Origin of the sequence: Paenibacillus sp. FSL L8-0708, from assembly GCF_038009325.1 — a bacterium.
Lineage (GTDB): Bacteria > Bacillota > Bacilli > Paenibacillales > Paenibacillaceae > Paenibacillus_AQ > Paenibacillus_AQ odorifer.
Genome location: NZ_JBBPBC010000001.1, coordinates 7,313,828 through 7,338,783, shown reverse-complemented (window position 1 = coordinate 7,338,783; position 24,956 = coordinate 7,313,828). Strand labels below are relative to the sequence as shown.

Genomic DNA, 24,956 nt, shown 5'->3' with positions numbered 1-24,956 from the left:
GATGGACTACAGAAGGAGTGAGCTTTCATGGAAAAGAAGGACAAGGAATTGATGGCAGAAGAACAACAAGTTAAAGGCAATCGCATGGTTCTTGGGGATTTCCACTCCATTTTAGAAGAAGGAAAGGTCTGGAAGACGGGTGGATTTACACTGCCTGACGGATCATTTTGGGCTTACCGTGAGCCGGAGGCTGTAGTTATCGTTCGTAATGATACCTTGTATGTACGTGCGAAGTTATCTCGTGAGAACCATCAAGTGCAAATTCTGGACAATGCCAAGCACATGTATTATTCAGCCAAGCCAGTGGAGATTCCGGAAGCTGGAGAGATTAGCATTGAGCTGCAAATTCGTTGCCGTACACAAGGAACTGCACCTGGAGATCTGTATGATGGATATGTATCGCTGAACCTGCTGGATTTCACGACAGGCGCTGCGCTCGATTTCTTCGCGGGAAATGACAAATATGCTAGTGTATATGGTATTTTGCCGTTCCCGGGTGTACAAGTGCCAGAAAGCACTGGAACGAAATATTTCTGCATCTTTAAAGAAAATACGGATTTCAAACCACGGGAATTCAATACGTACCGTATTACCTATCACCGTGGCAATGATGAGGCTGTATTCTATTTGAACGGCACGGAAGTACGCCGCGAGAAAAATATACCGCTTAAATTCAATAACTTCACTGTAGCGCTCGGAATTATGACAGAGAAGGATCTGAGTCCTGAAGGCAGTGTGTCTGTACATGGACAAACAGTTATTGCAGAATGGTCCCCAGTGACGGTTACAACAACTGAACAGTAATGCCTTGCAGGCTCATTTGACAGATAAGGGTGTATGGTGTGAATATTAAAAGCTTTCTAAGATTTGTGGAGCTGCCGACGAAGGTAGCCAGTATTATTCCGTTTCTAATGGGAACGTTGTATGCCCTGTACCGGTTTGAGGATTTTTACGTACTGCGTTTTGGATTGATGTTCGTGTCTTTGCTTAGCTTCGATATGGCGACGACGGCGATTAACAACTATTACGATTTCAAAAAAGCCTCCAAAACCCACGGCTACGGCTACGAAACGCATAATCCGATTGTTCATTTTAAGCTAAAAGAGCGCACCGTCGTGGCGACGATTGTTATTTTGCTGGCGCTGGCAGCAGGGGGCGGGATTGCGCTTGTCACTCAGACGGGTTTGCTGGTCTTTTTGCTGGGTGGACTGTCGTTCTTGATCGGTATACTTTATTCGTTCGGGCCGATTCCCATCTCGCGTATGCCGTTAGGTGAGCTGTTCTCGGGTTTGTTTATGGGCTTTGTTATTATTTTTATCTCTGCCTATATCCATACGGATGAGCATGTGGTTTCACTGCTGCTTCAGAACGGCTGGGTCAGCTTGAATATCAACATCGTGGAAGTGCTGTACCTTTTCTGGTTTTCCGTGCCCGCTATTCTGGGGATCGCAGGGATTATGCTCGCTAATAATATTTGTGATATTGATGAGGATGTGGAGAATCGCAGGTACACGCTTCCGGTGTACATTGGCCGCCGCAATGCGCTTGTGCTTTTTAAATATCTCTACTATGTCTCTTATCTGGATCTTGTAGTGCTGCTGATCTTAAGGATTAACCCTATTCTGGTTCTGTTGATTCTACTTACGCTGATCCCGCTTCGCCGAAATATTGCCTTGTTCACAGAGAAACAGGAGAAGGCGAGTACCTTTATTCTTGCCGTCAAAAACTTCGTATTGATGAACCTTGCGCGTATAGTTGTGCTGGGTGCGGCTGTGCTGTTAAATGCACTAATATAAACATTCATATTTTATATAAAAGCAGTGTCTATCGGGGTTGGAGCTCCTTTTGGCACTGTTTTTTGCAATTTGCAGGCTTCTTTCTGTTAGAGAAACGTTTCATTCTATGATAAGGTGGCTTTAAGTATAGTAAGTAATCTATAAGGAAGAAGGTTAGCAACGATGGTGCAAAAACTTCGCTGGGGAATCATGGGCTGTGCGCAGATTGCGACAGGTTCAGTGATGCCGGCTATAATGGATTCGGAGACGGGAATGATTACAGCGGTAGCCAGTCGCGGTTTAGAAAAAAGCAGCGCTGTAGCCGCAGAGTTCGGAATAGATAAAGCTTACGGCAGCTATGAGGAATTACTGGCGGATAAGGATATTGATGCGGTGTATATTCCACTGCCAAATCACCTCCATCGGGAATGGGTAATCCGTGCGGCGGAAGCTGGAAAACATATCTTATGTGAGAAACCGATCGCGATGAACAGTGAAGAAGCGGCTGAGATGGTAAAAGCTTGTAATGATGCTGGAGTCCATTTGGCAGAAGCTTATATGTATCGGCATCATCCTCGGATTGCGGAATTGCAAGAGATTATAGCTAGCGGTGAAATTGGCGAATTACGCTCCATTCGAGGCACTTTTACTTATAATGACGCTACAGATACCTCTAATATTCGCTTTAAATCCGCTTGGGGCGGCGGCTCGCTTTATGATATCGGCTGTTATCCGCTAAGTGCAGCACGACTGCTGTTCGGAGCTGAGCCGGAAGCCGTGACAGTACATGCTATGTTCTCTCCGGAGCATGACAACGTAGATATGATGGCTTCAGGACTGGTAGAGTTTCCGAAGGGGCTAAGCTTGATTTTTGATTGCGGGATGTGGGCATATAACCGCCAGCTGTTAGAGATTCTGGGGACCGATGGAATGGTTGAAGTGCCTATGCCTTTTAATGCTAGAGATGAGGATGCTGAATTTTTTGTGCATACGGGAGAAGGGGTAAGACGGGTTGATGCCACCGGGGCGAATCCCTATACACGGGAGGTCGATGATTTTGCCGCCGCAGTATTTACAGGAAAAAAATTCTTTGCACCTGAGGATGCAGTGCTGGGCATGCAATTGATCGAGACTTGTCTAGCTTCTGCTAAAAAGCGGGAAAGAATTAGTATGCTATAAGAAGATGAATCCAATAGGAATCTATGCAAAAAAAACCTCCGGGCGCTCTGCTTTACGCAGATTCCGGAGGTTTTTACAGTTTCAGCTTTTACACGGTGCTCAAGAGAATATCATCGTCATCATTGCTATTAAACGCTTCGCGGTCAAATTCACCTTCGGAATTAGCTACTAACAGAGCTGTTACAGCTGTTCCAGTTGCGTTTACAGCGGTACGGCCCATATCGATGAGCGCTTCAACACCTGCAACGATAGCGATTCCTTCAAGCGGCAGGCCGAGAGCAGTTAAGACTACTGTGGTGGAGATTACGGCTGGTCCAGGTACGCCAGCTACACCAATGGAAGAAATAATACTTACTAATACCAGTGTAATATAGTCGGTCCAGTTCAGATCAATACCGAATACTTGGGCGGTAAATACAGCCACAATAGCTGGCCAAATCCCACCGCACGCATTAAAGTTCACAGATGCCCCTAACGGTGCGATAAAGCTCGCGATCCGCGGGGAGACATGAAGCCGCTTCGTAATCACTTCTAGATTGACCGGTAGGGTTGCGTAGCTGCTTCTGGTTGTGAAGGCAACGGTAATGGTTGGATACACTTTGCGGAAGAAACGAATTGGATTCACCTTCGCTACTAATAGAACCAATCCGCCAAAGATAAGTACAAAATGTATAATCATTGCTACGTACGAGGTTATAATTACACTGCCTAGCTCCTGCAACGTCTCCCAGCCATAACGTGCGGTGATTCCGGCAATCAGTGCGAATACGCCATAAGGCGTCAGGCGAATAATGAATTTCACAACCTGATGCAGTATCAGTGTCAGGGATTCAATAAGATCACGTACAGGCTTGACGGCTTCCGGTTTCTTGGAGCCAATCTTGATTATAGCCACTGCTAGGAAGATCGCGAAAATGAGTAGAGGCACAACCTTACCCGTAGCTGCTTCATTAACAGGGTTAGATGGAACAAGATCGAGGATAACCTGGGAGAAGGTCGGGATTTCACGGGCTGCAAAATCTGCGGGTACATCTTGTTGTATACCTTGGCCGGGATTGAACAGCAGCGCAACGGATAGGCCGATAATAGAAGCGATGCCCGTTGTTCCGAGGAACCAGGCGAAGGTTTTGATCCCGATTTTGCGTAGATACTCCAGATTGGTTAAGGAAGAAATGCTGTTTAATACGAGTACGAATACTAAAGGAATGACGAGCATGCGGATCAAGCTGACATAAATGCTGCCGAATGTGCTAATAGCTTTGGTCTCTAAATCGAAGTACTGAAAGAATATACCGGCAATAAGTCCGATGCCAAGTCCGATGAGTACCCGGGTACCAAATCCAATTCGTTTACGTGCCAGTAGAAACAAAATTGCAAACACAAATATGGAGGCGACAAATCCATACCAGTTCGTTTCGATGGCCGATAATAAGTTGTTATCTATGTTCACTACCAATACCCCCTTAAACCTAGTTTTTTAATGTGATTAATCCTATTGAGATCAATCTATATAGAATTTATAGTAAAGTCAATGTAATTATATGTTAAAAATAATTAATTCCGATAAAAACCATGTGAAAAATAAAAATTGATTGACAAGGCACTATGGCATGAATAATATGGAACTTAATCACAAGCCAATTGGAATCGACTGGACAGCCGGAGATTCAACGAAAGACGCGTAAATTGCGTCCCGTTGAGTCTCTTTTTTTTTACTTTAGAGAAGGGAGAGTTACGGATTTAAGGTACAAGAATGTAGTGAAGGGGTTTCTTATTTTATTTGAAAAGGATGGTACACATATGAAAAAGCTTTCGATCTCTTTGGTTGCCGCCGCTATCGTCTTCTCCGCATTGACGTATGCCGCGGTATCCGCTAACAAAAAAACAGCAGAGGCAGCACCCATTCAAGAGAGTAGTAATACAGCAGTAACCGCAGCAGCTTTACCAGCAGCTACTTCTGCGGCAGCAGTTGTTGTTCAGGCAGAAGCTACTGCGGCTGCTGTAACAGAAGCTGTCCAGCCGGAAGCTTCGGCTCCAGCAGCTGAGACAGTCACGGCAGAAGCTACTGCGGCCCCAGCCGCAGCTTTTGATTCTGCGGCGAAGGTTGTGGCTTCAGCAGCTCCAGAAGCGGGTGCAGTTCAGCCTAAAGCAGCTGCATCCCCGGCTGCGGACACCGCTAAGACGGCAACAGCTGCAACAACGGTATCTGCATCTGTTAAACCGCAAACCAGCGCGGCAACGCCTGTGCCAACTGCTGCGCCTACGACTGCTCCAAAAGCAAACGTAACCGCTAAAGCCGTTCAGCCGACCGCCGCTCCTGTTTTATCTGAACAGCCTAAGGAAACCGCCGCTCCCGTATCAAAAGCAACGGAGACACCTTCCAAAAAAGCTATAACCTTCTCTACCACAGAGGTAGTTAAAGCGACCCCGGCTCCGGTAGTTGAGTCTTCTCAACCGAAAACATCGTCTTCTGCACCTGCATCCACGGTCAGCGCACCAGCTCCTGCTCCAGCGGAAACGGTTCAGGCACCCGCACCGGCACCAGCCGCTGAGGAAGAGGTTTGTCCTTGATGAGCAGCAGGCTCATTCAGGATTCCTTTCAGCCCATTCTTCCCATAAACCTATTTAAGGCGAGGTGCACATAATGATACGACCATTAACCTTCAAAAAAATTGTAACGCTGCTGCTGGCAGCCTCCCTGCTAATCCTGCCTACTCAGGCAGGAAGAGTTTATGCTAATCCGGATACCGCAGAGGCGATAACCTCTTCACAAGGCGGCGTTAACCAGTTTGACTATTTCAGTCATGTCTATGACCGTCTAAATGATGCTAACCATGTATTTAAAACAGCGACGTATGAAGATATCGTTCATCTTTTTGAGAGTGAAGGCACATACGCTGTTCTGGTTGGCGGTGCTTGGAGCGAGAATACACAGGCTGATATCGGCTTTATCAACGAGGCAGCTAAGGAATATGGCATCTCTACGATTTATAACTTTGATACTAAGCTGGACGGGGACACCCTTCAGATTGCAGACAGCAATAATAAATTTGCCTATAAATATGTTGATCTGGTCAACAAGTATTTGAAGAATTTAAATCTGTCTTCCAAAGATGATCCAGAACGCAATGTCAGCTATACCAATACAAACGGGGAAGTTGTGACTGCTAACAAGCTCGAGTCTCCATTCTTATTGGTATACAACAAGGATCACAAGGATGCACAGGGAAATAGTGCTCCTGTCGTATCCTACCTGGATAAGAGCTATTCGTGGAATGAGTTCCTGACGAACGGAACACTTGATGCGGCGAAGGTTAATGCGTATAAAACATCAGTAAGTGAGGTGCTGGGTGCCGCTACCCAATATGACACTATCGACGAGTCGGCTTATATCAAGGCGGCATTTAATAAGAACTATGAAGGGGAAAATGAGGGCAAACCTACGATCTTCAACGAAGCGGATGGCACGCTTGTTTATGAACATGTGACCTATCATCAGCTGAAGCAAATTTTAGCGAGTGAGGGAAACTATGCGATTTTGTTAGGCGGCTCGTGGTGCCCTAACACGCAAGCGGTGATTAAATATATCAACGAATATGCCAAAAAACATAATATCCATAAGATCTACTTCTTCGACACTAAGCTGGATGCTGGTGTGACCGTTGCTGAGCCTAATAACAACAGCGGCACTAAGGGCAGTGCGAATCCGCATAATAATAATGAGCTTCAGATTAGAACCACCAATCATCCGTATGCGCAGCTTTATGTTGATCTGGTTCGTACTTATCTGACCAATATCAAGACCGAAAACAATACAACTGCTAAACCAACTGTAATTAGTTATGTAGACGGACTTGGAAACACTGTGAGCGGAGACAGACTTCAGGTTCCATATCTGTTCACTTATAACAAGGACAACAGGGATGCAGGAGGCAAAAACACACCGATTCTAGGGCATGTTGAACTTATGTACAGCTGGACGAATATCCAACCGGATTACGTGCAGGCTAATTACCCAATCGGAGCGAGATACAATAACACTACAACAGCACTGGATAAAATATTCTCCAGGCTCGAAGCTGTGCCGGCAGGACTTACGGGTGTAGCACCAACAACGGCCGACAATAAGGATGGGCAAATTGTAGGCACCAGTGCAGCATTGGAATTTAAGCTTGCTGGAGACGAGGCTTACACCCCAGTTTCGGGATCAGCTATCACAGGGCTTGCACCTGGTGTATATAAGGTAAGATATGCCGCAACATCGGGCTATCAAGGGCCAACCTCCGCAGCTGGACCCACAATCATTCCTTATAATGCTGGCGAAGACGTAAGTGTGGAAGTTCCTGCTTACACGCATCAACAAGCAGCCCCGACAGGACTGGTAGGTGTAGCGCCTACTTCTGAAGCTAATGATGATGGGCAAATTACGGGTTCTGCTGAAGGACAGGAGTATAAAGGCGTTGGAGAAGTTGATTATAAGCCTGTAACAGGTGTAGCCATCACTGGTCTTACTCCGGGCTTCTATAATGTGCGATATGCGGCAAAAGAGGGATACAGCGTTGGTAAAGACGCTACAGTTGAGGTCCCGGCATATGGTGAGCAAGCGGCACCTACAGGATTAGTAGGTGTAGCACCAACCAGTGCAGCTAATGATGACGGTAAAATTATAGGAACTACGAAAGCGCTGGAATATAAGCTGTCTACGGTTACCGATTATGTCTACGCATCAGATGTAGAGATTGTTGGACTGGTGCCGGGTATCTATCAGGTAAGATACGCAGCTAAAGAGGGATTTAACGCGGGTAGAGCAGCAGATGTAATCGTTCCAGCATTCACTGCGGAACAAGCAGCTCCAACTGGGTTACAGGGAGTTGCTCCTACCTCGGCAGCGAACAACGATGGAAGAATTACGGGAACCACGACAGCCTTAGAATATAAGCTGTCTAGTGTAACTAATTATGTGTATGCACCAGATAAAGAAATTACAGGATTAATACCGGGCACGTATCAAGTGAGATACGCAGCCAAAGAAGGTTATAAGGCAAGTCCAGCGACTGACATTGTGGTTCCGGCCTATGTGCCTATTTCAGATCCTGGAACAGGTGGATCGGGTGGCAATTCTACACCGAGCACGACTACACCAACACCATCAGCAAGCCCGCAACTGGTTGCTGCGGCAACAGCAGGGAATACCGTGAACCTATCAGCAACAGCAGTAACTAAAACGGATAAAACCACAGGAGTTACTACTGCAACGATCACAAAAGAAACGGCTGCTGAATTTGTGAGTCTCGCTAAGAAGGCAGAAGCTGATGGGAAGAAGGCTGTTCTTGAAATTAAAGTTGCAGCTACTTCGGATTCTCAAACAGCTGATCTTACTCTTCCAAGAAGCATAATTAATGAGTTAGCCGCCGGAACGAAGGTGGAGATTACCATTGATTATGAGAATGTGGGTACGATTACGTTCGATGCCAAATCATTGGCGAGCATTAGTGCAGCTTCAGATGCCGGAGACATCATTGTTAGAATCGCGAAGGTGTCATTAACGGCAGAAGGCAAGGCGGTTCTCGGAGACAGACCGGTTTATGACTTGTCGGTTATAGCGGGTGAAAGTACGATTTCCACCTTCGGTGGGGGGAGTGTTCGTATCAGCGTACCGTATGTGCTGCAAGCAGGAGAACGGTCAGATGCGGTTATTGTGTATCACATTAACAGCACTGGAAGCTTGGACAATGTACGTGGAAATTACAATGCCGCCAAGGGAACTGTAGATTTCGTAACCACACATTTCTCCCAATATATTATTGGATATAATCAGGTGAGCTTTGCAGATGTTCCAGAGGCATCATGGTATAGCCATGCAGTAGGTTTCTTGGCAGCACGCAGTATCACATCTGGTACGGATGCCGAACATTACAGTCCGAATGCTGCAATCACTAGAGGGCAGTTCATCGTCTTGTTGCTCAAGGCTTATGACATCACACCGGATGCCATTGCTGCTGATAATTTTGCAGATGCAGGCAATACGTACTATACGAATTATCTTGCTACAGCTAAGCGTCTTGGGGTAGCAACGGGTTCTGGAGATAATCAATTCCAGCCAGATATTCAGATCACTAGGCAGGAGCTATTTACACTCTTGTACCGCTCGCTTGTAGCGCTAGGTGAACTGCCATCTGAGAAGACGGCGGCCACGCTTTCTGGCTTTAGCGATGCTGGACAGATCGCTGGTTATGCACAAGAAGCCCTTCAAGCGCTGGTAGAGAGAGGCATAGTGACCGGAGCGAACGGTAAACTCAATCCGAAGGAAGTCACTACAAGAGCAGAAGCAGCACAGGTTATTTACAATTTGCTATCCAAATAATCAGCCACTAAGACATAGCGGACGTCACATAAGTAGCGTCAACTATGAATGCGGCGAATTGGTTTGACTAAGGCAGCAGAGCAGCGATTCCTCCTTTATTGGAGTATCGCTGCTCTGCTTTTTTGTTTGTTAGCTGGCTGGTTGCACTTGCCCTGTCCGCTTGTCCTCTTGCCCGCTTGATTCAGCAGCTCATTCATTATCGGCGCGGCTTTCGGACCCGGATGACGTTATTTTCCGCTTTCCAGCCTTTGGGGCATAGTTTCGGACTCCAGCGACGCTATCACTTAGAAAAAGATGCGTTTAGGGTGGTTTTCATGCTGATAGCGACTATGGGGTCCTTTAGCACTCCAAATGTGGGAAAAAGCCGCGTATAAGGTCAGCTGTGTCCGCTAGCGTGCTCGCTCTCTTACTTATAAATGCTACCCGACCAAACGTACGCTGATCTTAGGCCGGTTTGCTCAAATAAAGGGGGTGCCAACAGCCATTTCGTGGCATCGGTGGCGCTGCCTTTCGCTATAAATCTCTAGTGGGTGGCCTAATGGCCACTCTTTTTTTAACTAGACATAAGATTAGCAGACTAAATCATGGAAGAGGATTCTACTAAATGATACAATTATTGTAATTACATAAAGTAGTAATATTTCACATTATTGATTAGTTACTAGAAAGGGGACTGAGATATGGGTTTAGCTGACGATCCGGTCATAGCGATTTCAGGTTTATGGATGAACTATACAGACCGAATGGTGCTAAAGGGAATTGATCTTAAGGTATATAGAGGACAAATTATTGGTTATATCGGCCCTAACGGGGCAGGCAAGAGTACAACGGTGAAGATTATGCTCGGTCTGGTAGAAGGATATAACGGTAAAGTGGAGATTTTCGGTAAGGATATTGCCGATGGAGATGTTTCTTACAAGAAACGTATAGGTTATGTGCCGGAGGTAGCCGAATTATATGATAGCCTCACTGCAAGAGAGTATCTAACCTTTGTTGGCGAGCTGTATGGGTTAGGCCGCGCGGAGGCGGACTACAAGGCCAAAAAATTAACTACACTGTTAGGTTTGGAGAAGTCTTACGATATGCGGATTTCTTCGTTCTCAAAAGGGATGAAGCAAAAGGTGCTGCTTATCTCCAGCATGCTGCATGACCCTGATATTTTATTCCTGGATGAACCGCTGAGTGGTTTGGATGCTAATAGCGTGATGATAGTGAAGGAGATTTTTGCATCGCTGGCAGCAAGGGGGAAGACCATTTTTTACTCCTCACATATCATGGATGTGGTTGAGAAAATCAGCAGCCGGATCATTTTGATTGATGGCGGGGATATTGTGGCGGACGGAAGTTTTGCAGAGCTGAAGGAGAAAGGCCGCGAAGGGACGCTTGAAGATATTTTCAATCAATTAACCGGATTTGATAAATACCGTGATATCGCTGGTGAATTTGTTGCGGTCATGCAGGAGCAAGAGGTATCCTCTTATGACTGATTTCTTCGTGCTGAGGCTGTTGGATAAGCTGCGGGGTGCCTTTATAAGATTTGGAGTCGATTACGACACCATGCGGAGTATTTTACAGATCAAACTGACCATGGACGGAAGAAGAACGCCTACAGCGCTTGCAGGTATGCAGAAAAAGGAGAACGCTAAAGAAGGTTCACCCTTGCGATTACAGTGGATTTATTTACTGTTTGGTTTAATATTAATTCCGCTAACGCTATCCAAGGATCACTATATGCTGCAAATGAGCTTAACCTTTGGGATCATTATGTTTTTTGTCTCCACAACCCTGATCTCTGACTTTTCTTCAGTAATGCTTGATTTACGTGATAAAAATATTCTTTTTTCCAAACCCGTCAACCGTACCACCTTAAATATGGCCAAAACCATCCACGTACTTCTCTACTTAGGGACAGTTACATTGTCGATCACTGGTCCATCTTTGGTATTCAGCCTATTTAAGCAGGGTATCGCTTTTTTTCTGATGTATGCGGTGACAATTGTCTTGTTAGACTGTTTTATCCTCGTAATAACTGCACTGCTCTACCTGATGATCATGCGGTTTTTTGATGGGGAGAAGCTCAAGGATATTATAAATTATACGCAAATCCTTTTGACGATCGGAATAATGGTGGGCTATCAATTCATCTCCCGGTTGTTCAACCTCACTGAGCTTGGCGCTGCTTATCATCCTGCTTGGTGGCAGTACTTTATTTTTCCGGTTTGGTTCGCGGCTCCGTTTGAACTGTTGCTTGGTGGAGCTAGAGAACCCTATTACTTCATTCTTTCAATGCTGGCTTTGATAACCCCACTTGTACTGATCGCAGCCTATATTAAGCTGATGCCGCAGTTTGAACGGAATTTGCAAAAGCTGGCGGAGCAAGGCTCCGGTGGAAAAGACAAGGGCCAGATCGCAGAGTGGCTCTCGCGCAGAGTATGCAAGGAACCGGCAGAGGGGATTTTCTTTCGGTTTACTTGGTCCATGATGAAGAATGAGCGCGATTTTAAGCTGAAGGTCTATCCTGCACTTGGCTTTTCTATCGCATTCCCGTTTATTTTTATATTTGGTATATTGCAGAATAGTTATGATGGTTCCCTTAAAGGTTCAAAAGTGTACTTGTTAATCTATTTCTGCACGATGTTAATGCAGACTGTAATACAGATGCTACGATACTCTACAAGTTATAAAGGAGCTTGGATTTATAGGCTGATTCCTTTACCCGATAGCACGCCTATTTACCGTGGGATGCTTAAGGCGGCACTGCTACGGCTAGTCTTGCCTTTATTTGCTGTAGATGCGGTATTGTTCATTCTGTTGTTCGGTGTGCACATTGTACCTGATTTAGTAGTGGTATTATTCGCCATGCTGATTTTCTCAGTCATCTGCTTTCGTGTTTATCCGCGGAGCTTACCTTTTTCAGAGCGTTATGAGGCAGCCAAACAAAAGGATTACACTGGAGTCGCCTTCATGCTTATGTTTTTGCTGATGGGGATGGCGGGTATTCATTACGTCTTCACTTTATTTACCGGAGGAATTTACATCTATCTGTTAGTTCTGGTAGTTTTGAATCAATGGTTATGGCGAAAGACCTTCCCCAAAACCCCATCAACCACAGGTCACATATCCAACTTTTCGGGGTAAGTGAATGCGTCAAATATGGACATTTTTTGCCGACATAAAAAAAGGGTATAAATTCCAGTATTTTCTTAGACAATCGGCTGAATACAAGGTAGAATACATCTAAAGTTGCTTTTCAGGGATAACCTATAATCTTTACGCACTCTTCCATTTATCTGATATTCGTGTACTGATTTTTTACTTGAGAAATACGCTGCAGCGATTACGGTATTCAAAACCGGTGAAGAGGTTAACTAATGGATAAAATGGGAATCCACTATAACGTTTGGATTGTTTTACTATCATTTGCGCTAGCGGCGACTGCAGCTTATTCCGCGCTGAATCTGATCTCGCAAGTCCCTCGTTCGTTTGGGAAAGTTCGTCGCTTATGGTTAATATCGGGGGCATGTGTACTCGGCAGTGGCATATGGTCGATACATTATGTAGGGATTATGGCGAGCCGTTTTCCTTTTAGCGTGAATTATTATCCAGGCAGGGCTGTATTATCGTTATTGGTTGGGGTGTTGTGCTGCTATTCGGCATTCCGGATTACGTTTGTGCCACGTTTAAGAAAAAGTTGTTTAATAGTTAGTGGTGTTCTTCTAGGCAGCGGAATTTCGGCTATGCATTATATCGGAATGTCCTCCATGAAGATCGCAGCGGAGATTCATTATGAGATATGGACTCAGACATGTGCTGTAATCCTCGTTATGCTCTCGTCTTTTATCGGATTATTTCTATTTCACAAGTTTAAAGACTATGTGGGTTTTAACCGCTGGAAGTTATACTCTGCTCTCTTTATCGGATTTTCGGTGACTGGATTGCATTATACGAGTGTAAGGGCGACTCATTTTGAATATAACGGTCTGCTAGGCAATACAACTTTTTTTATGGAGACTGATGTTATTCTTTTAATGGGAGTGTCCTTGGTAACGCTATTTATGCTTGCGATTTCTGGTGGTGCTGTATTTCTGGACCGGCATGTGCTGGAACGGATGGCTTATTATGATCCGCTAACCGATCTTCCGAACAGGCATGGCCTGGTACGTTATTTTAAAGATGAATTTTTCGGGAGTAGATCTGGCGCCGTATTTTTTGTGGATCTGGATCGGTTTAAGTCGATTAATGATACGCTTGGACATGATATAGGGGACTTGTTACTGCGAGAGGTCGCTATAAGATTAAGACGCTCTGTAGGAAGTAAGGGCAAGGTCTTTCGTTTGGGCGGAGATGAATTCCTGATCGCTCTTCCAGATTGTACTGTGGAGGATGCGCAAGAGGAAGCAGAGCACATTTTATATGAGCTTAAGAAATATTACAGTATTCAAGGTAATGAGCTATATGTTACTGCAAGCGTTGGGATCAGTATGACCCCTACGCATGGAACTGACCGCTCAGCGTTAATGAAGGCAGCCGATACAGCTCTTTATACCTCTAAGGATTCGGGTAAGAATAAATTCAGTGTGTTCGATCAGGAGATGAACCGCCATCAGCTGCGACGGATGTCGCTGGAGAAGGATCTTCGTAAAGCGCTGGCACGCTCCGAATTTATGGTTGTGTACCAGCCAAAATGGGATTCGTATATGAACGTTACCGTGGGTCTTGAAGCACTGCTGCGTTGGCGGCACCCTGAACATGGGATAATCTCCCCGGCTGAATTCATTCCCATTGCAGAGGAAACGGGACTGATTGTCCCGATTACCTATTGGATGCTGCATGATGTATGCAGCCAGAACATGCTTTGGCATAAGGAAGAGATAGCAAATGTCGCAGTCTCTATTAATATGTCAGCACGGATGTTTGAGGGCGGGGGCTTATACGATGTTGTAGAAGAAGCACTCACACGTTCAGGTCTAGAGCCGCATTTCCTTGAACTGGAGATTACAGAGTCCATTGCGATGAATAACATGGAAGAGACGGTTGCGCAGCTCTCCAGACTTCGGGCACTTGGGGTAAGGGTATCACTGGATGACTTTGGGACAGGCTTTTCATCCCTTGGTAATTTAGATGAGATTCCAGTTAACACACTCAAGATTGATCAAGTGTTTATTCGTAAGAGCAAGATGCATTCCAAGAAAGCCATTATCAGTAATATCATTGCGATTGCCACCAATCTTAATATGGAGGTCGTGGCGGAAGGCGTGGAGACACCAGAGCAGATTGAGCTGCTGCAATCCTTAGGCTGCAGAGTGATGCAGGGTTATTATTATGGGCGGCCAATGCCGGTGCATGAGCTGGGCCAGTGGTTTATAGCGAATACAGCAGTATCGTAGCAGATGATCTCAATACATAGAATAAGGGGCTAGCGTCTAAGCAGAATATCTCTGCTTGGATGCTAGCCCCTTTGCTATTAAGAAACCTTAAATCGTTCAATCAGAATTTGCAGCTTCTCAGCTAGGGAGGACAGGAAAGCTGCTGCAGACTCAACTTCCTCCATTGCGGCAAGCTGTTCTTCTGAGGAAGCGGATAATGTCTCTGCACTGCTGGCTGTCTGATTAGCGACATTTACGATATTCTGAAGGGTTGTAACGAGACGGTCGGAGATCAGCGAAAGCTGGCGAACCGTTCCTGAGATCTGCTGGCTTTGTGAGGCCATTCCCGAGACAGACATTTCAATCTCCGAGAAGGACTGGCCTGCCGTGGCAATCATTTCTCTGCCGTGCTCCATCTCTTCTGTAGAGCGTTTCATAGTTTCTCCAGCCTGATCCATCTGGTTCACGATGATGTTGACCAGTTGGCCAATTTGTGCAGCGGAATGGGCTGAGCGCTCAGCCAGCTTACGTACGGAATGAGCAACGACCGCGAACCCTCTTCCCTCTTCTCCAGCTCTTGCGGCTTCAATCGCTGCATTCAGGGACAGGAGATTGGTTTCTTCTGCGATGCTGGCAATAGTACCCACGATATTTTCAATTTCTTTGGAATAACCACCCAAGGTTTCAATAATGAGTGCTAGGTCGGTAATACTGTCACTTACGACTCTCATCTGCTGTGTGGTGGAATCCATTGCCTCACGGCCTGTACGTGCTTTATTAGCGTTGCTGACCGCATTATTCATTGCGTTATCTGCATTGCCTGCAATCTCTGTGATGAAACGAGACAGGTCTTGTACAGACTTATATTCACCCTCCATATTCTGCAGCTGTGAATTCGCGGTATCGGCAAGTTCAATCGTAACATTGACGCTATATTCACCGGCCCGGTTGGTTTCCTGCGCACTGGCGGAGAGCTCTTCGGAAGAGGAGGCTACCTGCATGGAGGTCTCATTGACCTCGGTAATAAGTAAGCGCAGGCTTTGGGTCATGTCATTGAAATTACGGGCTAATGTACCAATCTCATCCTTGCTGTTGAATAAAATAGGATTATGAGTAAGGTCGCCCTGTGCAACAAGATTGACCCCTTTGGACAGCTTCGTTAACGGACTAATCATTCGGCGGATTAACAGATAAGCTGCCACAATAGCTATAACCAGAATGGAAGCACCGATAATAAAAGGCTGAACAATGATATCTTGAGTTCGGTCTTGAATTATGGAGCCATCGAAATTAATAGCCATCAGCGCAACTATAGGTTTAGATGGATCATGATCCTGATAGATGGGGCCGTAACCTGTCTTAAGTGAGGTACCTTCGTATGTATAAACCTTGGAGTAGGAGGAATGCTTGGACTCAGTGATATGTTGCTTAACTTCAGCTGGGAAATAAAAAGTATCGCCTGCTTTATAACCTCTAGCCTGGAAGCTTGAATCTGCGGCAAGTACTTTTCCGTCTAAGGATAAGATGAATGCCTCTTTAAAAATAGCCTTATGTGCTACAATCCAACCGATTCGATCCTCTACAGCCTCCAGTTTACTTTGATCGCCTGCCAACAATGCAGAAATGTCTGCGGGGTCAATCAGGCCGGTTGTAATATTAGCGCATCCTACCAATTCGATACCTGCGGCTTCGTCTACTTGCTTATAAGCTGTACGGTATCCGAAAAACCCGATGGATGATCCTACAAGAAGTAAGACGACGAACATCATCCAAGTTAATTTAGTTGCTAATTTCATTCTTCGCACCAACCTTGACAAATTATGTTCTCAGTGATAATAGCTCTCACCTCTACGATTATATCGTATTGATATGCTTATAACCTTACATGGAATATAGTATTTCTGTGTCGGAAATTGGAGAATCGTGGAAGTTTGCGCTTTCCATCATGCTTTCAATGGTTTAGTAGACAAAACCATTGAATCATAACCAGTTCTAATGGTACGCTTGAGTTATTAAAAACGGATTGGGGTTGAACAAATATGCCACATCAAATAGATCCGTTAATAGATCGTCTAGGACTATCCATGTGGAGAGTACAGCGTAAGATTATGTCTCAAATGTCTTTGCACAAAGAACTCGGACTTACGGTGCCACAGATGGGTCTGTTAAATATGATAGCGAAAGAAAAGAAGTCGCGGGTGGTACAGCTGGCAGAATGTATGGAGGTCAAATCCAGTGCGGTGACGGTGATGCTGGACCGTTTGGAGGTGCTGGGTTATATCAAACGTGAGCCGGATGGGAAGGATCGGAGAGCGGTTGTAGTGACGATCACCGAAAAAGGTCAGCAGGTGCTCGAAGAAGGACATTTCCGGTCCAAAGAACTGCTGGCGGAGCATTTATCCATACTGAAGCCCGAAGAACTACGCAACTTTGCAGAGTATTACCGTATGATCGAGGACCAGGAGCGTTAGTCAGCTAAGCTTCGGAATGGATATCTTTATAAAAACAGCAGAGCAGCGGTTCTCCTTATTGGAGAATCGCTGCTCTGCTGTTTTTGTTCGTTGGCTGCCTACGCCCTGTAATTTATTGTTTAGGTTGTTTGTCAGGCAACTGAGTGATATAGCTGTGGGAAAGCTGTAAAAGCCTCAAGGCACGGTTATATTCGTCTTCAGTGGCACTCGGCGTTGTTCCATTGTTATAAATAGAGTACTGAGTATTGTCTTCAAAGCTGTTACCAGGAATAAGCAATCCTGAGCTGGCAATGAATGAACCAGAAGGTAAATAATATCGTTCTGGCAGCAAATTATAAGTCTGACTGAGTAGATCTTGACCAAAATATACGTTATTCTCTAATGAAATCCCAAGCAGACTGGCTGCGGTTGGCATGATATCTACTTCCCCGCCTACTTCGTCAATGGTCTGCGATGCTACGCCAGCACCTGCATGAATAAGCAGAGGGATGTTCATCATATCCGCATAACTGTATTCATGACCATAGATTTCAGTCATCAATTCTTTATCATCATGATCGAGGGAATAAATCGGCAATCCCATATGATCTCCATAAATCATGATTACACTATTGTCCCAGACACCATTTGCTTTTAGCTCTTCTACAAAATGTCCAAAAGCATCATCCGCATAGTTCTGGGAACGGATATAGTCACCAACAAAAGTACCTTCATAACGCTCCGGCAGCTTCATGCGGTATTTTTCTTCCGGAATAGTAAAAGGGTGATGCGCTGACATTGAAATGACTTGAGCGTAAAAAGGCTGCTCCTGTTGGTCCATTTCTTTTAGTTTATCGGCTGTCTTACTGTAGAGCGTATCATCAGAAGCTCCAAAGAAGAAGACATCATCTTCACCAAAAAATTTGCGGTCATAATAATGATCGAAGCCGAGGGAGTCATACAGCTCGCCGCGGTTCCAGAATTCTACGACATTGGTGTGGAAGGTTGCTGTCTGATATCCATTTTCTTTAAGCACGCGTGGCAGACTTGGAAGTACCTTATCCACATAAGACATCGTTGCCGCTCCACGTGGAGGGATGTAGAAGGAAGTGTTAACTACGAACTCTGCATCCGACGTATTCCCTTGGCCAACCATTTGATAGAAATTAGGGAAGTAAAGACTATCCTTCATTACCTTGTTCAGGTTCGGTGTAATTTCTTGACCGTCTAATTTAAGTCCCAGCAAGAAATTCTGGAAAGATTCCATTTGAAGAATAATAAGGTTCTTGCCTTTAGCGATGCCTTGAAGTGGAGAACTAGCCGCAGTATTAATCCCCTTCAATTTGTTGATGGCATCCTGTGTAATGTCACTTGAATCGACTAGCTCAGGCTCTTCTTTAGCGAAGATCGTATAAGCTTCATAATTAAGAATTCCCATTTCTTGAGCTTTCTTAATTTCGTTCATACTGGCCTTATTAGGCAAGATGTTGAACAAACATAAAGCAAGTGAGACTGCAAACAGAACACTATACTTAAGTTTTCCGCCACGGCGGTGGTTGATATTCTCTTTCTTATAGACCCGGCCTTTTTTATTAAAGAAGAAGTAGACGCCAAGAATAATGATGTCTGTAAAAATCAGCAGGTAGTATGGATCCATTAGTGAGAATACGCTGTTGCTGACGGCGGTGACTTGATTCACCTGCTCCGCTGCATGGTAAGTCACAATAACACCGTAATATTTAAAATACATAATGGCTGCGAAGAAAATGGCTGTCACTAATAAATTTACGGTCATGTAATATCCGAGCTTGCGCTTGGAACCAAAACGTTCAATGATACAGAAGAGCGCCCAAGCAAAGGGGATTTCAGTTAATAATGATTTCCAGGGCAATATATCGTCAAAGATTACGCCCCATGCCAAGAAAGCTTTTAGAATAAAAATTATTGTGAAAAACACAAAAGGTTTAACGATCCACTGTTTAAAGTTAAAGGATGACACAGCTTCGCCTTCTTTCTACATGATAAAACGCCATTTCCCGGCTAGGAAGAAACAGCGCCCAGACAAAATAATTCCATAGTAATTAAATTTATTATGCAGGGCTGGCTATAGAATGTCAAAAATCGAGAACCTAAGTATAAGCTTAGTGAAGCGCGTAAAGTTGAACACAAAGGGTTGAAGCTGACGCTCCTGCTCTCATGCAGGGTTATACAGCGAATTCAGGACTAAAATGGCAATTGGGAACAAAAAGGATATATGGATAATAAAAGGAGGTGATGCTGGATGAGCTCTACAGTAGCTTTATCAGTTAGAACTCTCGTTGAATATGTTTTTCGCAGCGGAAGCATTGAACCTGGCTTTCATGGAACGGGCGCTATGATCGAAGGCACAAGAATTCATCAGAAGATCCAAAAGCAATATAAGGAAGGTGACCGCAAGGAGGTTTATTTGAAAACGGAGATTCCTTATGGAAACCTGCTTTATGTTGTAGATGGGCGTTGTGATGGATTGCTTGTCTCGGAGGATGGGAGCTTTACGGTCGAAGAAATCAAATCAACCTCCGGACTGCTGGATTTACTGGATGAAGGACATGAGGTTCATTGGGCACAGGCGCTGATGTACGCATATATGGTGGCTCTGGAGCAAGAGCTTTCTTCTATTCAGGTTAAGCTTACCTATGTCCACCGGGCCACTGATGAGCAAAAAAGCTTGTACCGAACGTTGTCTTTTGAAGAACTGATTTCATTTGTGAATGACACAGTGGCTAGATATGCTCCATACGCTGAGATGATGGTTCGTCATGATGCTAAGAAGGAGCAGAGTCTTCGGGAGTTGAGCTTTCCGTTCTCCTCTTATCGAAAGGGACAACGTCATTTTGCAGGAGCTGTATACAAGTCCGTCGTGGAAAAGGTCAGTCTGTTCGCTCAAGCCCCCACAGGTATCGGGAAAACAATGTCGACGTTGTTCCCTGTCCTTAAAGCGATGGGCGAAGGACAAGCTAAAGGATTGTTCTATTTAACGGCAAAGACGGTTACCCGTTTTGCCGCGCAGGAAGCCATCTCGCTGTTGCTAACGCAGGGTCTTCAGCTGCATGTCATCACACTTACCGCTAAAGAGAAGGCCTGTTTTCGCGAAGAGGGGATATGTGGTAAGGATTCCTGTCCTTATACGGATGGTTATTATGACCGGATCAACGAGGCATTAATGGATCTGTTAGAGCATGAGACGCTGATGAGCAGAGACACCCTTGCACTGTATGCTCACAAACACAAAGTGTGCCCATTTGAGTTCTCGTTGGATGCAGCCTATGCCTGTGATGCTGTGATCTGCGATTACAATTATATATATGATCCTCGCATCAGTCTGAAACGGCTAACAGAGGAAAGAAAGAGAGAAACGGTACTTCTAGTAGATGAAGCACATAACCTGGTAGACCGGGGACGGGAGATGTTCTCCGCCTCTTTGCTGAAAGCCCCTTTCCTGGAAATCCAGCGCCAATATAAAGAAATGAACCGGAATTTGAGTACAGCCGCTAAATCGGTGAATGCTTTTTTCATCTCCCTTCGCAAAATTTGCAATGAAGAGGGGCAAGGGCAGTGGGACTCGTTCCCGGAGGAGCTGCCGACTTTGCTTGAGATATTTTCTTTGGAGGCGGAACAGGAGCTTATTAACCCGAGCTCCAGTATTGTCTCACTGAATGGGGAAGGAGAAGGGGAAAATGTCCTCTTGGATACCTATTTTGCAGTTCAGGGCATGCTCCGCACCTTTAAGACCTATGATGAACGCTACATTACCTATGCGGAGGTTCGTAGAGGGGATGTCTATCTCAAGCTATTCAATTTGGATCCCTCGCATCTGCTACGGCAGATGTCCAAGAGCTTTCGCAGTCAGATCCTGTTCTCAGCTACACTTTCTCCATTATCTTACTACCGGGATATGATTGGTGCTGCGGAGGAAGATTACAGTTTAACCGTGTCTTCCCCTTTTCAGAAAGAGCAGTGGGAAGTAACCGTCTTACCTGTCTCCACACGTTATCATGACCGGGAAGCCTCCCTAGTTCCGTTGACTAAAGCACTGAGCCAAATGGTCTCTAAAAAGGGCAACTATCTGGTGTTTTTTCCTTCGTACCTCTATTTGCAAAACGTATATCAGGCCTTTACGGAGTATTACCCTGAAATCCGGACATTGATGCAGGATACTGGCATGAGCGAGCAAGCTAGAGAAAGTTTTTTAGCCGCATTTAGTCCAGATAATGACGAGACGTTATTGGGATTTGCTGTACTTGGAGGGATTTTTTCAGAAGGTGTGGATCTGCCAGGGGATCGCCTCAATGGGGTTATGGTTGTTGGCGTTGGCCTGCCACAGCTTGGTCTTGAACGCAATCTGCTGCGTCAATATTTTAATGCCAGAGGAAAAAATGGCTTTGATTATGCCTATGTCTATCCGGGAATGTGTAAGGTACTCCAAGCCGGAGGCAGGTTGATTCGCAGCGAGACGGATACGGGCATTATCGTGTTGGCGGATGACCGTTTTTTGCAGAGTCCATATATGCATTTGCTTCCCGAAGAATGGAGAGATTATCTTATACGCTCATAAGAGGTTATAATCTACGAAAGGGTATTCATAATCAATCGGCAGGAGGAAATAATATGACAATAAAAGTGGGTATTGTGGGTACAGGTTGGTTCTCTAAGGTACATGCTGATTTGCTGGCAGGGATGGCTGATGTCCAGTTGCAGGCAGTCTGTGGAAGCAGTAAAGCCAAAGGCGAAGATATGGCACGTCCATATGGAGCTGCTGGATATGGTAATATTACAGAGATGTTGGATGCGGAGAAGCTTGATGCTGTTTATATCTGTGTGCCTCCACAATCTCATGGTGCGATTGAACGTTCATTAATCAAGAGGGATATTCCCTTTTTTATAGAAAAGCCGCTTAGTATGACTACTGAAATTCCTGCCAGCTTGCTGCAAGATATTAAAGAACATAATTTATTGACCTCGGTAGGCTACCATTTCCGCTATCAAGAGAATGTTAAAAGGCTCAAGGAAACATTACGTGGTGACAAGATCGGTATGGTCATGGGCCAGTGGATGGGCGGCATGCCGGGCGTAGCTTGGTGGCGTGATCAGGAGCAATCTGGAGGACAGTTCACCGAGCAAACCACTCATATCGTCGATTTGGTGCGTTATCTGGCAGGAGAGGTAAAAGAAGTATACGGCATGTTCGGAAATCGAATTATGCATGAGCAGCATGAAGGTGTGAGTGTAGCCGATGTAGGTACCGTATCTCTGAAGCTTGAGAATGGAATCATAGCTAATATTTCAAATACATGTGTGCTGCCTGATCCGGTAGGAAGTGTAGGTCTTAGTTTCTATAATGATCGGGGATTGCTGGACTGGAACCCGGATCGTCTCTTGGAAGTGCGAAGTGGCAATAGCACCGAATTTGAAAACACAGGAAATCCATATTTAGTGGAAAGTGAAGCTTTTCTGTATGCTGTACGGACAGGAGATCGTTCGCGTATTCTCAGTGACTATGAGGATGGATTCAAGACGCTTAAAGTAACTTGTGCGGCTTACGAGTCCGCACAAAGTGGACTTCCGGTTAAATTCTAAGTTTGGATTCTTAAAAAAAGGACATGCCGCCTTAGATGTGCTAAAGAGACATGTCCTTGGCTCAAGCTGGGTTAGCCTAGTGGAGGAATATTGCGAGTAAAGCTGGCGCCACACCTATGGATAACAGCGCGGACAGAATCATCGCAATACTGGAGATGGTTCCGGTCAGCGAACTAAGCTCGAAGGCCTTGGATGTTCCTGTACCATGCGCAGCGGTTCCCAGCGATACACCACGCGCGATTTCATTGTCAATGCGGAAGATGCGGAGTACTGTAGGGCCCATCATTGTACCGAGTATCCCGGTAATGATGACGAAGACTGCAGTAATACTCGGTACGCCGCCGATACTTTGCGAGATGCTCATAGCGATCGGTGTAGTCACCGAACGTGGAACCAGACTGGCTGCCAGATCGCCGCTGACATGCAGCCATTTGGCGAGCAGAATGGAAGAGATCACCGCTGTTATCGTCCCTGACAGCACGCCTGCCGCAATTTCGGCGGCGTGCTTTTTGAGTACCTTGAAGTTTTTATGCAGAGGGATTGCAAAGGCCATAGTTGCCGGTTGCAGCAAATCCGTCAGCCATTTGCCTCCCGCATTGTAAGAATCATAAGTAATGCCTGTGATGAGTAAGAAGATAATCATAAGCACGGGTGTAATGATCAATGGAGAGGTGTACACTTTGCCACTAGAAGCATAAATGCGTTTCGCCAGTAGATATACAGCAACCGTAAGACCGAAGAATAATAGAGCGTTTAACATGATCCTTTCCGCTCCTTTGCTTTGTAAATTCTACTGGTAAGTAATCCGGAACTGGCCATTACAACAATCGTACCCAAAATGACCACCGCGAGGATTCGTAAACCATCAGTTTCCAGAATATTGGCGTATTTCATTACGCCGATAGCAGATGGAATAAAGAACAGCAAGAGCTCAGCCAGTAGCCAAGAAGCACCAACTTCAACCCAATTCAGATGAATGACACCAAACTCAAGCAGAAGAAACAATATAATCATTCCGAGTATGCTTCCGGGAATAGGGATATGCAAAAATGGGGTTACAGCATTGATTAGTAATGAGAATAGGGCGAGTCCCGCTACCTGCAGCAAGCCTATAACAATCTTTTTCATAAGGCTTCGCTCCTTTCATGATAATGAAAGTTTACATCAATTGTTTTCATAGGTAAAATGAATAGATTGAATAAATGACATTCCTTTTGTCTATGGATCGGAGGTTGGAAAATGGATATCCGACAATTAGAATATTTCGTCCAAGCAGCACGAATGAAAAGCTTTACTCGGGCTGCCGAATCCTTATATATTTCACAACCTACGATCAGTAAAATGATCCGGAATATGGAGATCGAGCTGGAAGCTGATCTGTTTTACCGTGAAGGAAAAAGTGTCCGGCTTACAGATGCGGGGGAAATTCTATTCACCAAAGCGCAAAATATCGTGGAGTCGTTCGCCAGCTTGTCTTCTGAGCTGGATAGCTTACGAAATTTGGAGCAGGGCCACATCCGCATCGGTCTGCCTCCAATGGTAGGAGCGAGCTTTTTTCCTTCGGTGATTGGTCAATTTCATAAACGTTATCCCCAGGTTACTATTCGTCTGCATGAGGATGGCGCGAAAAAAGTGGAGGATGACGTGGAAACGGGCTTGCTGGATATCGGAATGGTTGTGCTGCCTGTAAATACAGCCAAACTTCATTGCTTCACCTTTGTTGAAGAGAAGCTGAATCTTATTTTACCTGTTGGACATAGATTGGCCGAGGCAGACCTTGTTCCGTTAAGTGAACTAGCCGAAGAGGAGTTTGTGCTGTTCCGGGAGGATTTCACGCTGCATGATCGGATTATTACGGAATGTGTGAAGGCGGGATTTCAGCCTAAGGTTATCTATGAGAGCTCCCAATGGGACTTAATTAGCCGTATGGTGGCTGCCGGAATGGGAATCGCATTGCTGCCAGAAACCATTTGCCGGGATATGGATCGTTCACGATTGGTCGTTGTGCCTTTGACGGATCCGGTAATTCCGTGGCAGCTTGCTATGGCGTGGCGTAGAGACCGTTATTTATCTTTTGCGGCACGCGAATGGATTGCTTTTGCAAAGGGACTTTTGCGAGAACAGTATCCAAATGAGCTCCCTGACGAACTTGCGGAGGACTCTGAATAAGTAGTAATTCCGTTTTTGTTAGAAGCTCTACAATTTT

At 45.3% G+C, this 24,956-nt stretch carries 17 protein-coding genes; 12 read left to right on the top strand and 5 right to left on the bottom strand.

Annotated elements, in window-relative coordinates:
* The first annotated feature begins 27 nt into the window (after window positions 1–27).
* From NYE58_RS34380 to NYE58_RS34370, 3 genes are all read left to right on the top strand, one after another.
* Window positions 28–804: a DUF6081 family protein gene (locus NYE58_RS34380; protein WP_256721868.1), complete on the top strand. Its 777-nt coding sequence runs from the start codon at window positions 28–30 to the stop codon at window positions 802–804.
* A 38-nt stretch (window positions 805–842) separates the two neighbouring features.
* On the top strand, window positions 843–1,796 hold the full coding sequence (menA, locus tag NYE58_RS34375; RefSeq protein WP_341004086.1) for a 1,4-dihydroxy-2-naphthoate polyprenyltransferase: 954 nt from the start codon (window positions 843–845) through the stop codon (window positions 1,794–1,796).
* A gap of 162 nt (window positions 1,797–1,958) precedes the next feature.
* Entirely contained in the window at window positions 1,959–2,954 is a 996-nt protein-coding gene (locus NYE58_RS34370) for a Gfo/Idh/MocA family protein (RefSeq protein ID WP_076219135.1), read from the top strand.
* A gap of 88 nt (window positions 2,955–3,042) precedes the next feature.
* Here the strand turns inward: NYE58_RS34370 and NYE58_RS34365 are convergent, their stop codons facing one another.
* The gene (locus NYE58_RS34365) at window positions 3,043–4,398 is read right to left on the bottom strand and encodes a dicarboxylate/amino acid:cation symporter (protein ID WP_036682429.1); all 1,356 of its coding nucleotides are present in this window, start codon (window positions 4,396–4,398) and stop codon (window positions 3,043–3,045) included.
* Between the two features lie 356 nt (window positions 4,399–4,754).
* Between NYE58_RS34365 and NYE58_RS34360 the strand changes: the two genes are divergently transcribed.
* From NYE58_RS34360 to NYE58_RS34340, 5 genes are all read left to right on the top strand, one after another.
* Window positions 4,755–5,525: a hypothetical protein gene (locus tag NYE58_RS34360; protein ID WP_076219136.1), complete on the top strand. Its 771-nt coding sequence runs from the start codon at window positions 4,755–4,757 to the stop codon at window positions 5,523–5,525.
* A 73-nt stretch (window positions 5,526–5,598) separates the two neighbouring features.
* A complete protein-coding gene (locus tag NYE58_RS34355; RefSeq protein ID WP_341004084.1) occupies window positions 5,599–9,318 on the top strand; it encodes an S-layer homology domain-containing protein in 3,720 nt (1,239 codons plus the stop codon).
* A gap of 680 nt (window positions 9,319–9,998) precedes the next feature.
* Window positions 9,999–10,805: an ABC transporter ATP-binding protein gene (locus NYE58_RS34350; protein ID WP_036682032.1), complete on the top strand. Its 807-nt coding sequence runs from the start codon at window positions 9,999–10,001 to the stop codon at window positions 10,803–10,805.
* On the top strand, window positions 10,798–12,456 hold the full coding sequence (locus NYE58_RS34345) for a hypothetical protein (protein WP_076220347.1): 1,659 nt from the start codon (window positions 10,798–10,800) through the stop codon (window positions 12,454–12,456). The genes NYE58_RS34350 and NYE58_RS34345 overlap by 8 nt, the downstream gene beginning before the upstream one ends.
* 233 nt (window positions 12,457–12,689) lie before the next feature.
* Complete coding sequence (locus tag NYE58_RS34340; protein WP_341004081.1) at window positions 12,690–14,705, top strand: bifunctional diguanylate cyclase/phosphodiesterase; 2,016 nt, start codon at window positions 12,690–12,692, stop codon at window positions 14,703–14,705.
* Between the two features lie 77 nt (window positions 14,706–14,782).
* On the opposite strand, the gene NYE58_RS34335 is transcribed toward NYE58_RS34340, so the two are convergent.
* Window positions 14,783–16,480: a methyl-accepting chemotaxis protein gene (locus tag NYE58_RS34335; RefSeq protein ID WP_076303575.1), complete on the bottom strand. Its 1,698-nt coding sequence runs from the start codon at window positions 16,478–16,480 to the stop codon at window positions 14,783–14,785.
* Window positions 16,481–16,723: 243 nt separating this feature from the next.
* Here NYE58_RS34335 and NYE58_RS34330 point away from each other — a divergent pair, with 243 nt between their 5' ends.
* On the top strand, window positions 16,724–17,155 hold the full coding sequence (locus NYE58_RS34330; protein ID WP_081383619.1) for a MarR family winged helix-turn-helix transcriptional regulator: 432 nt from the start codon (window positions 16,724–16,726) through the stop codon (window positions 17,153–17,155).
* 112 nt (window positions 17,156–17,267) lie between these two features.
* Here NYE58_RS34330 and NYE58_RS34325 read toward each other — a convergent pair whose 3' ends face one another.
* A complete protein-coding gene (locus NYE58_RS34325) occupies window positions 17,268–19,133 on the bottom strand; it encodes an LTA synthase family protein (RefSeq protein WP_076124004.1) in 1,866 nt (621 codons plus the stop codon).
* A gap of 282 nt (window positions 19,134–19,415) precedes the next feature.
* On the opposite strand from NYE58_RS34325, the gene NYE58_RS34320 reads away from it, so the two are divergent.
* Window positions 19,416–21,728, top strand: a complete 2,313-nt coding sequence (locus NYE58_RS34320) for a helicase C-terminal domain-containing protein (protein ID WP_341004079.1) — start codon at window positions 19,416–19,418, stop codon at window positions 21,726–21,728.
* Window positions 21,729–21,781: 53 nt separating this feature from the next.
* Entirely contained in the window at window positions 21,782–22,750 is a 969-nt protein-coding gene (locus tag NYE58_RS34315) for a Gfo/Idh/MocA family protein (RefSeq protein WP_076276244.1), read from the top strand.
* A 76-nt stretch (window positions 22,751–22,826) separates the two neighbouring features.
* Here the strand turns inward: NYE58_RS34315 and NYE58_RS34310 are convergent, their stop codons facing one another.
* A complete protein-coding gene (locus tag NYE58_RS34310; protein WP_076123999.1) occupies window positions 22,827–23,510 on the bottom strand; it encodes a CidB/LrgB family autolysis modulator in 684 nt (227 codons plus the stop codon).
* Window positions 23,504–23,878, bottom strand: a complete 375-nt coding sequence (locus NYE58_RS34305; RefSeq protein WP_076219738.1) for a CidA/LrgA family protein — start codon at window positions 23,876–23,878, stop codon at window positions 23,504–23,506. Before NYE58_RS34305 ends, NYE58_RS34310 begins: the two co-directional genes overlap by 7 nt.
* 111 nt (window positions 23,879–23,989) lie before the next feature.
* On the opposite strand from NYE58_RS34305, the gene cidR reads away from it, so the two are divergent.
* Entirely contained in the window at window positions 23,990–24,919 is a 930-nt protein-coding gene (gene cidR, locus NYE58_RS34300) for a cidABC operon transcriptional activator CidR (protein WP_076219737.1), read from the top strand.
* Window positions 24,920–24,956 lie beyond the last annotated feature (37 nt).

Bases quoted from the DNA above. Each gene is read 5' to 3' on its own strand.
- NYE58_RS34355 (WP_341004084.1), top strand. From the start codon at position 5,599: ATGATACGACCATTAACCTTCAAAAAAATTGTAACGCTGCTGCTGGCA.
- cidR (WP_076219737.1), top strand. From the start codon at position 23,990: ATGGATATCCGACAATTAGAATATTTCGTCCAAGCAGCACGAATGAAA.
- NYE58_RS34335 (WP_076303575.1), bottom strand. From the start codon at position 16,480: ATGAAATTAGCAACTAAATTAACTTGGATGATGTTCGTCGTCTTACTT.
- NYE58_RS34310 (WP_076123999.1), bottom strand. From the start codon at position 23,510: ATGTTAAACGCTCTATTATTCTTCGGTCTTACGGTTGCTGTATATCTA.
- NYE58_RS34320 (WP_341004079.1), top strand. From the start codon at position 19,416: ATGAGCTCTACAGTAGCTTTATCAGTTAGAACTCTCGTTGAATATGTT.
- NYE58_RS34345 (WP_076220347.1), top strand. From the start codon at position 10,798: ATGACTGATTTCTTCGTGCTGAGGCTGTTGGATAAGCTGCGGGGTGCC.
- NYE58_RS34360 (WP_076219136.1), top strand. From the start codon at position 4,755: ATGAAAAAGCTTTCGATCTCTTTGGTTGCCGCCGCTATCGTCTTCTCC.
- NYE58_RS34305 (WP_076219738.1), bottom strand. From the start codon at position 23,878: ATGAAAAAGATTGTTATAGGCTTGCTGCAGGTAGCGGGACTCGCCCTA.
- NYE58_RS34315 (WP_076276244.1), top strand. From the start codon at position 21,782: ATGACAATAAAAGTGGGTATTGTGGGTACAGGTTGGTTCTCTAAGGTA.
- NYE58_RS34350 (WP_036682032.1), top strand. From the start codon at position 9,999: ATGGGTTTAGCTGACGATCCGGTCATAGCGATTTCAGGTTTATGGATG.
- NYE58_RS34380 (WP_256721868.1), top strand. From the start codon at position 28: ATGGAAAAGAAGGACAAGGAATTGATGGCAGAAGAACAACAAGTTAAA.
- NYE58_RS34330 (WP_081383619.1), top strand. From the start codon at position 16,724: ATGCCACATCAAATAGATCCGTTAATAGATCGTCTAGGACTATCCATG.
- NYE58_RS34340 (WP_341004081.1), top strand. From the start codon at position 12,690: ATGGATAAAATGGGAATCCACTATAACGTTTGGATTGTTTTACTATCA.
- NYE58_RS34370 (WP_076219135.1), top strand. From the start codon at position 1,959: ATGGTGCAAAAACTTCGCTGGGGAATCATGGGCTGTGCGCAGATTGCG.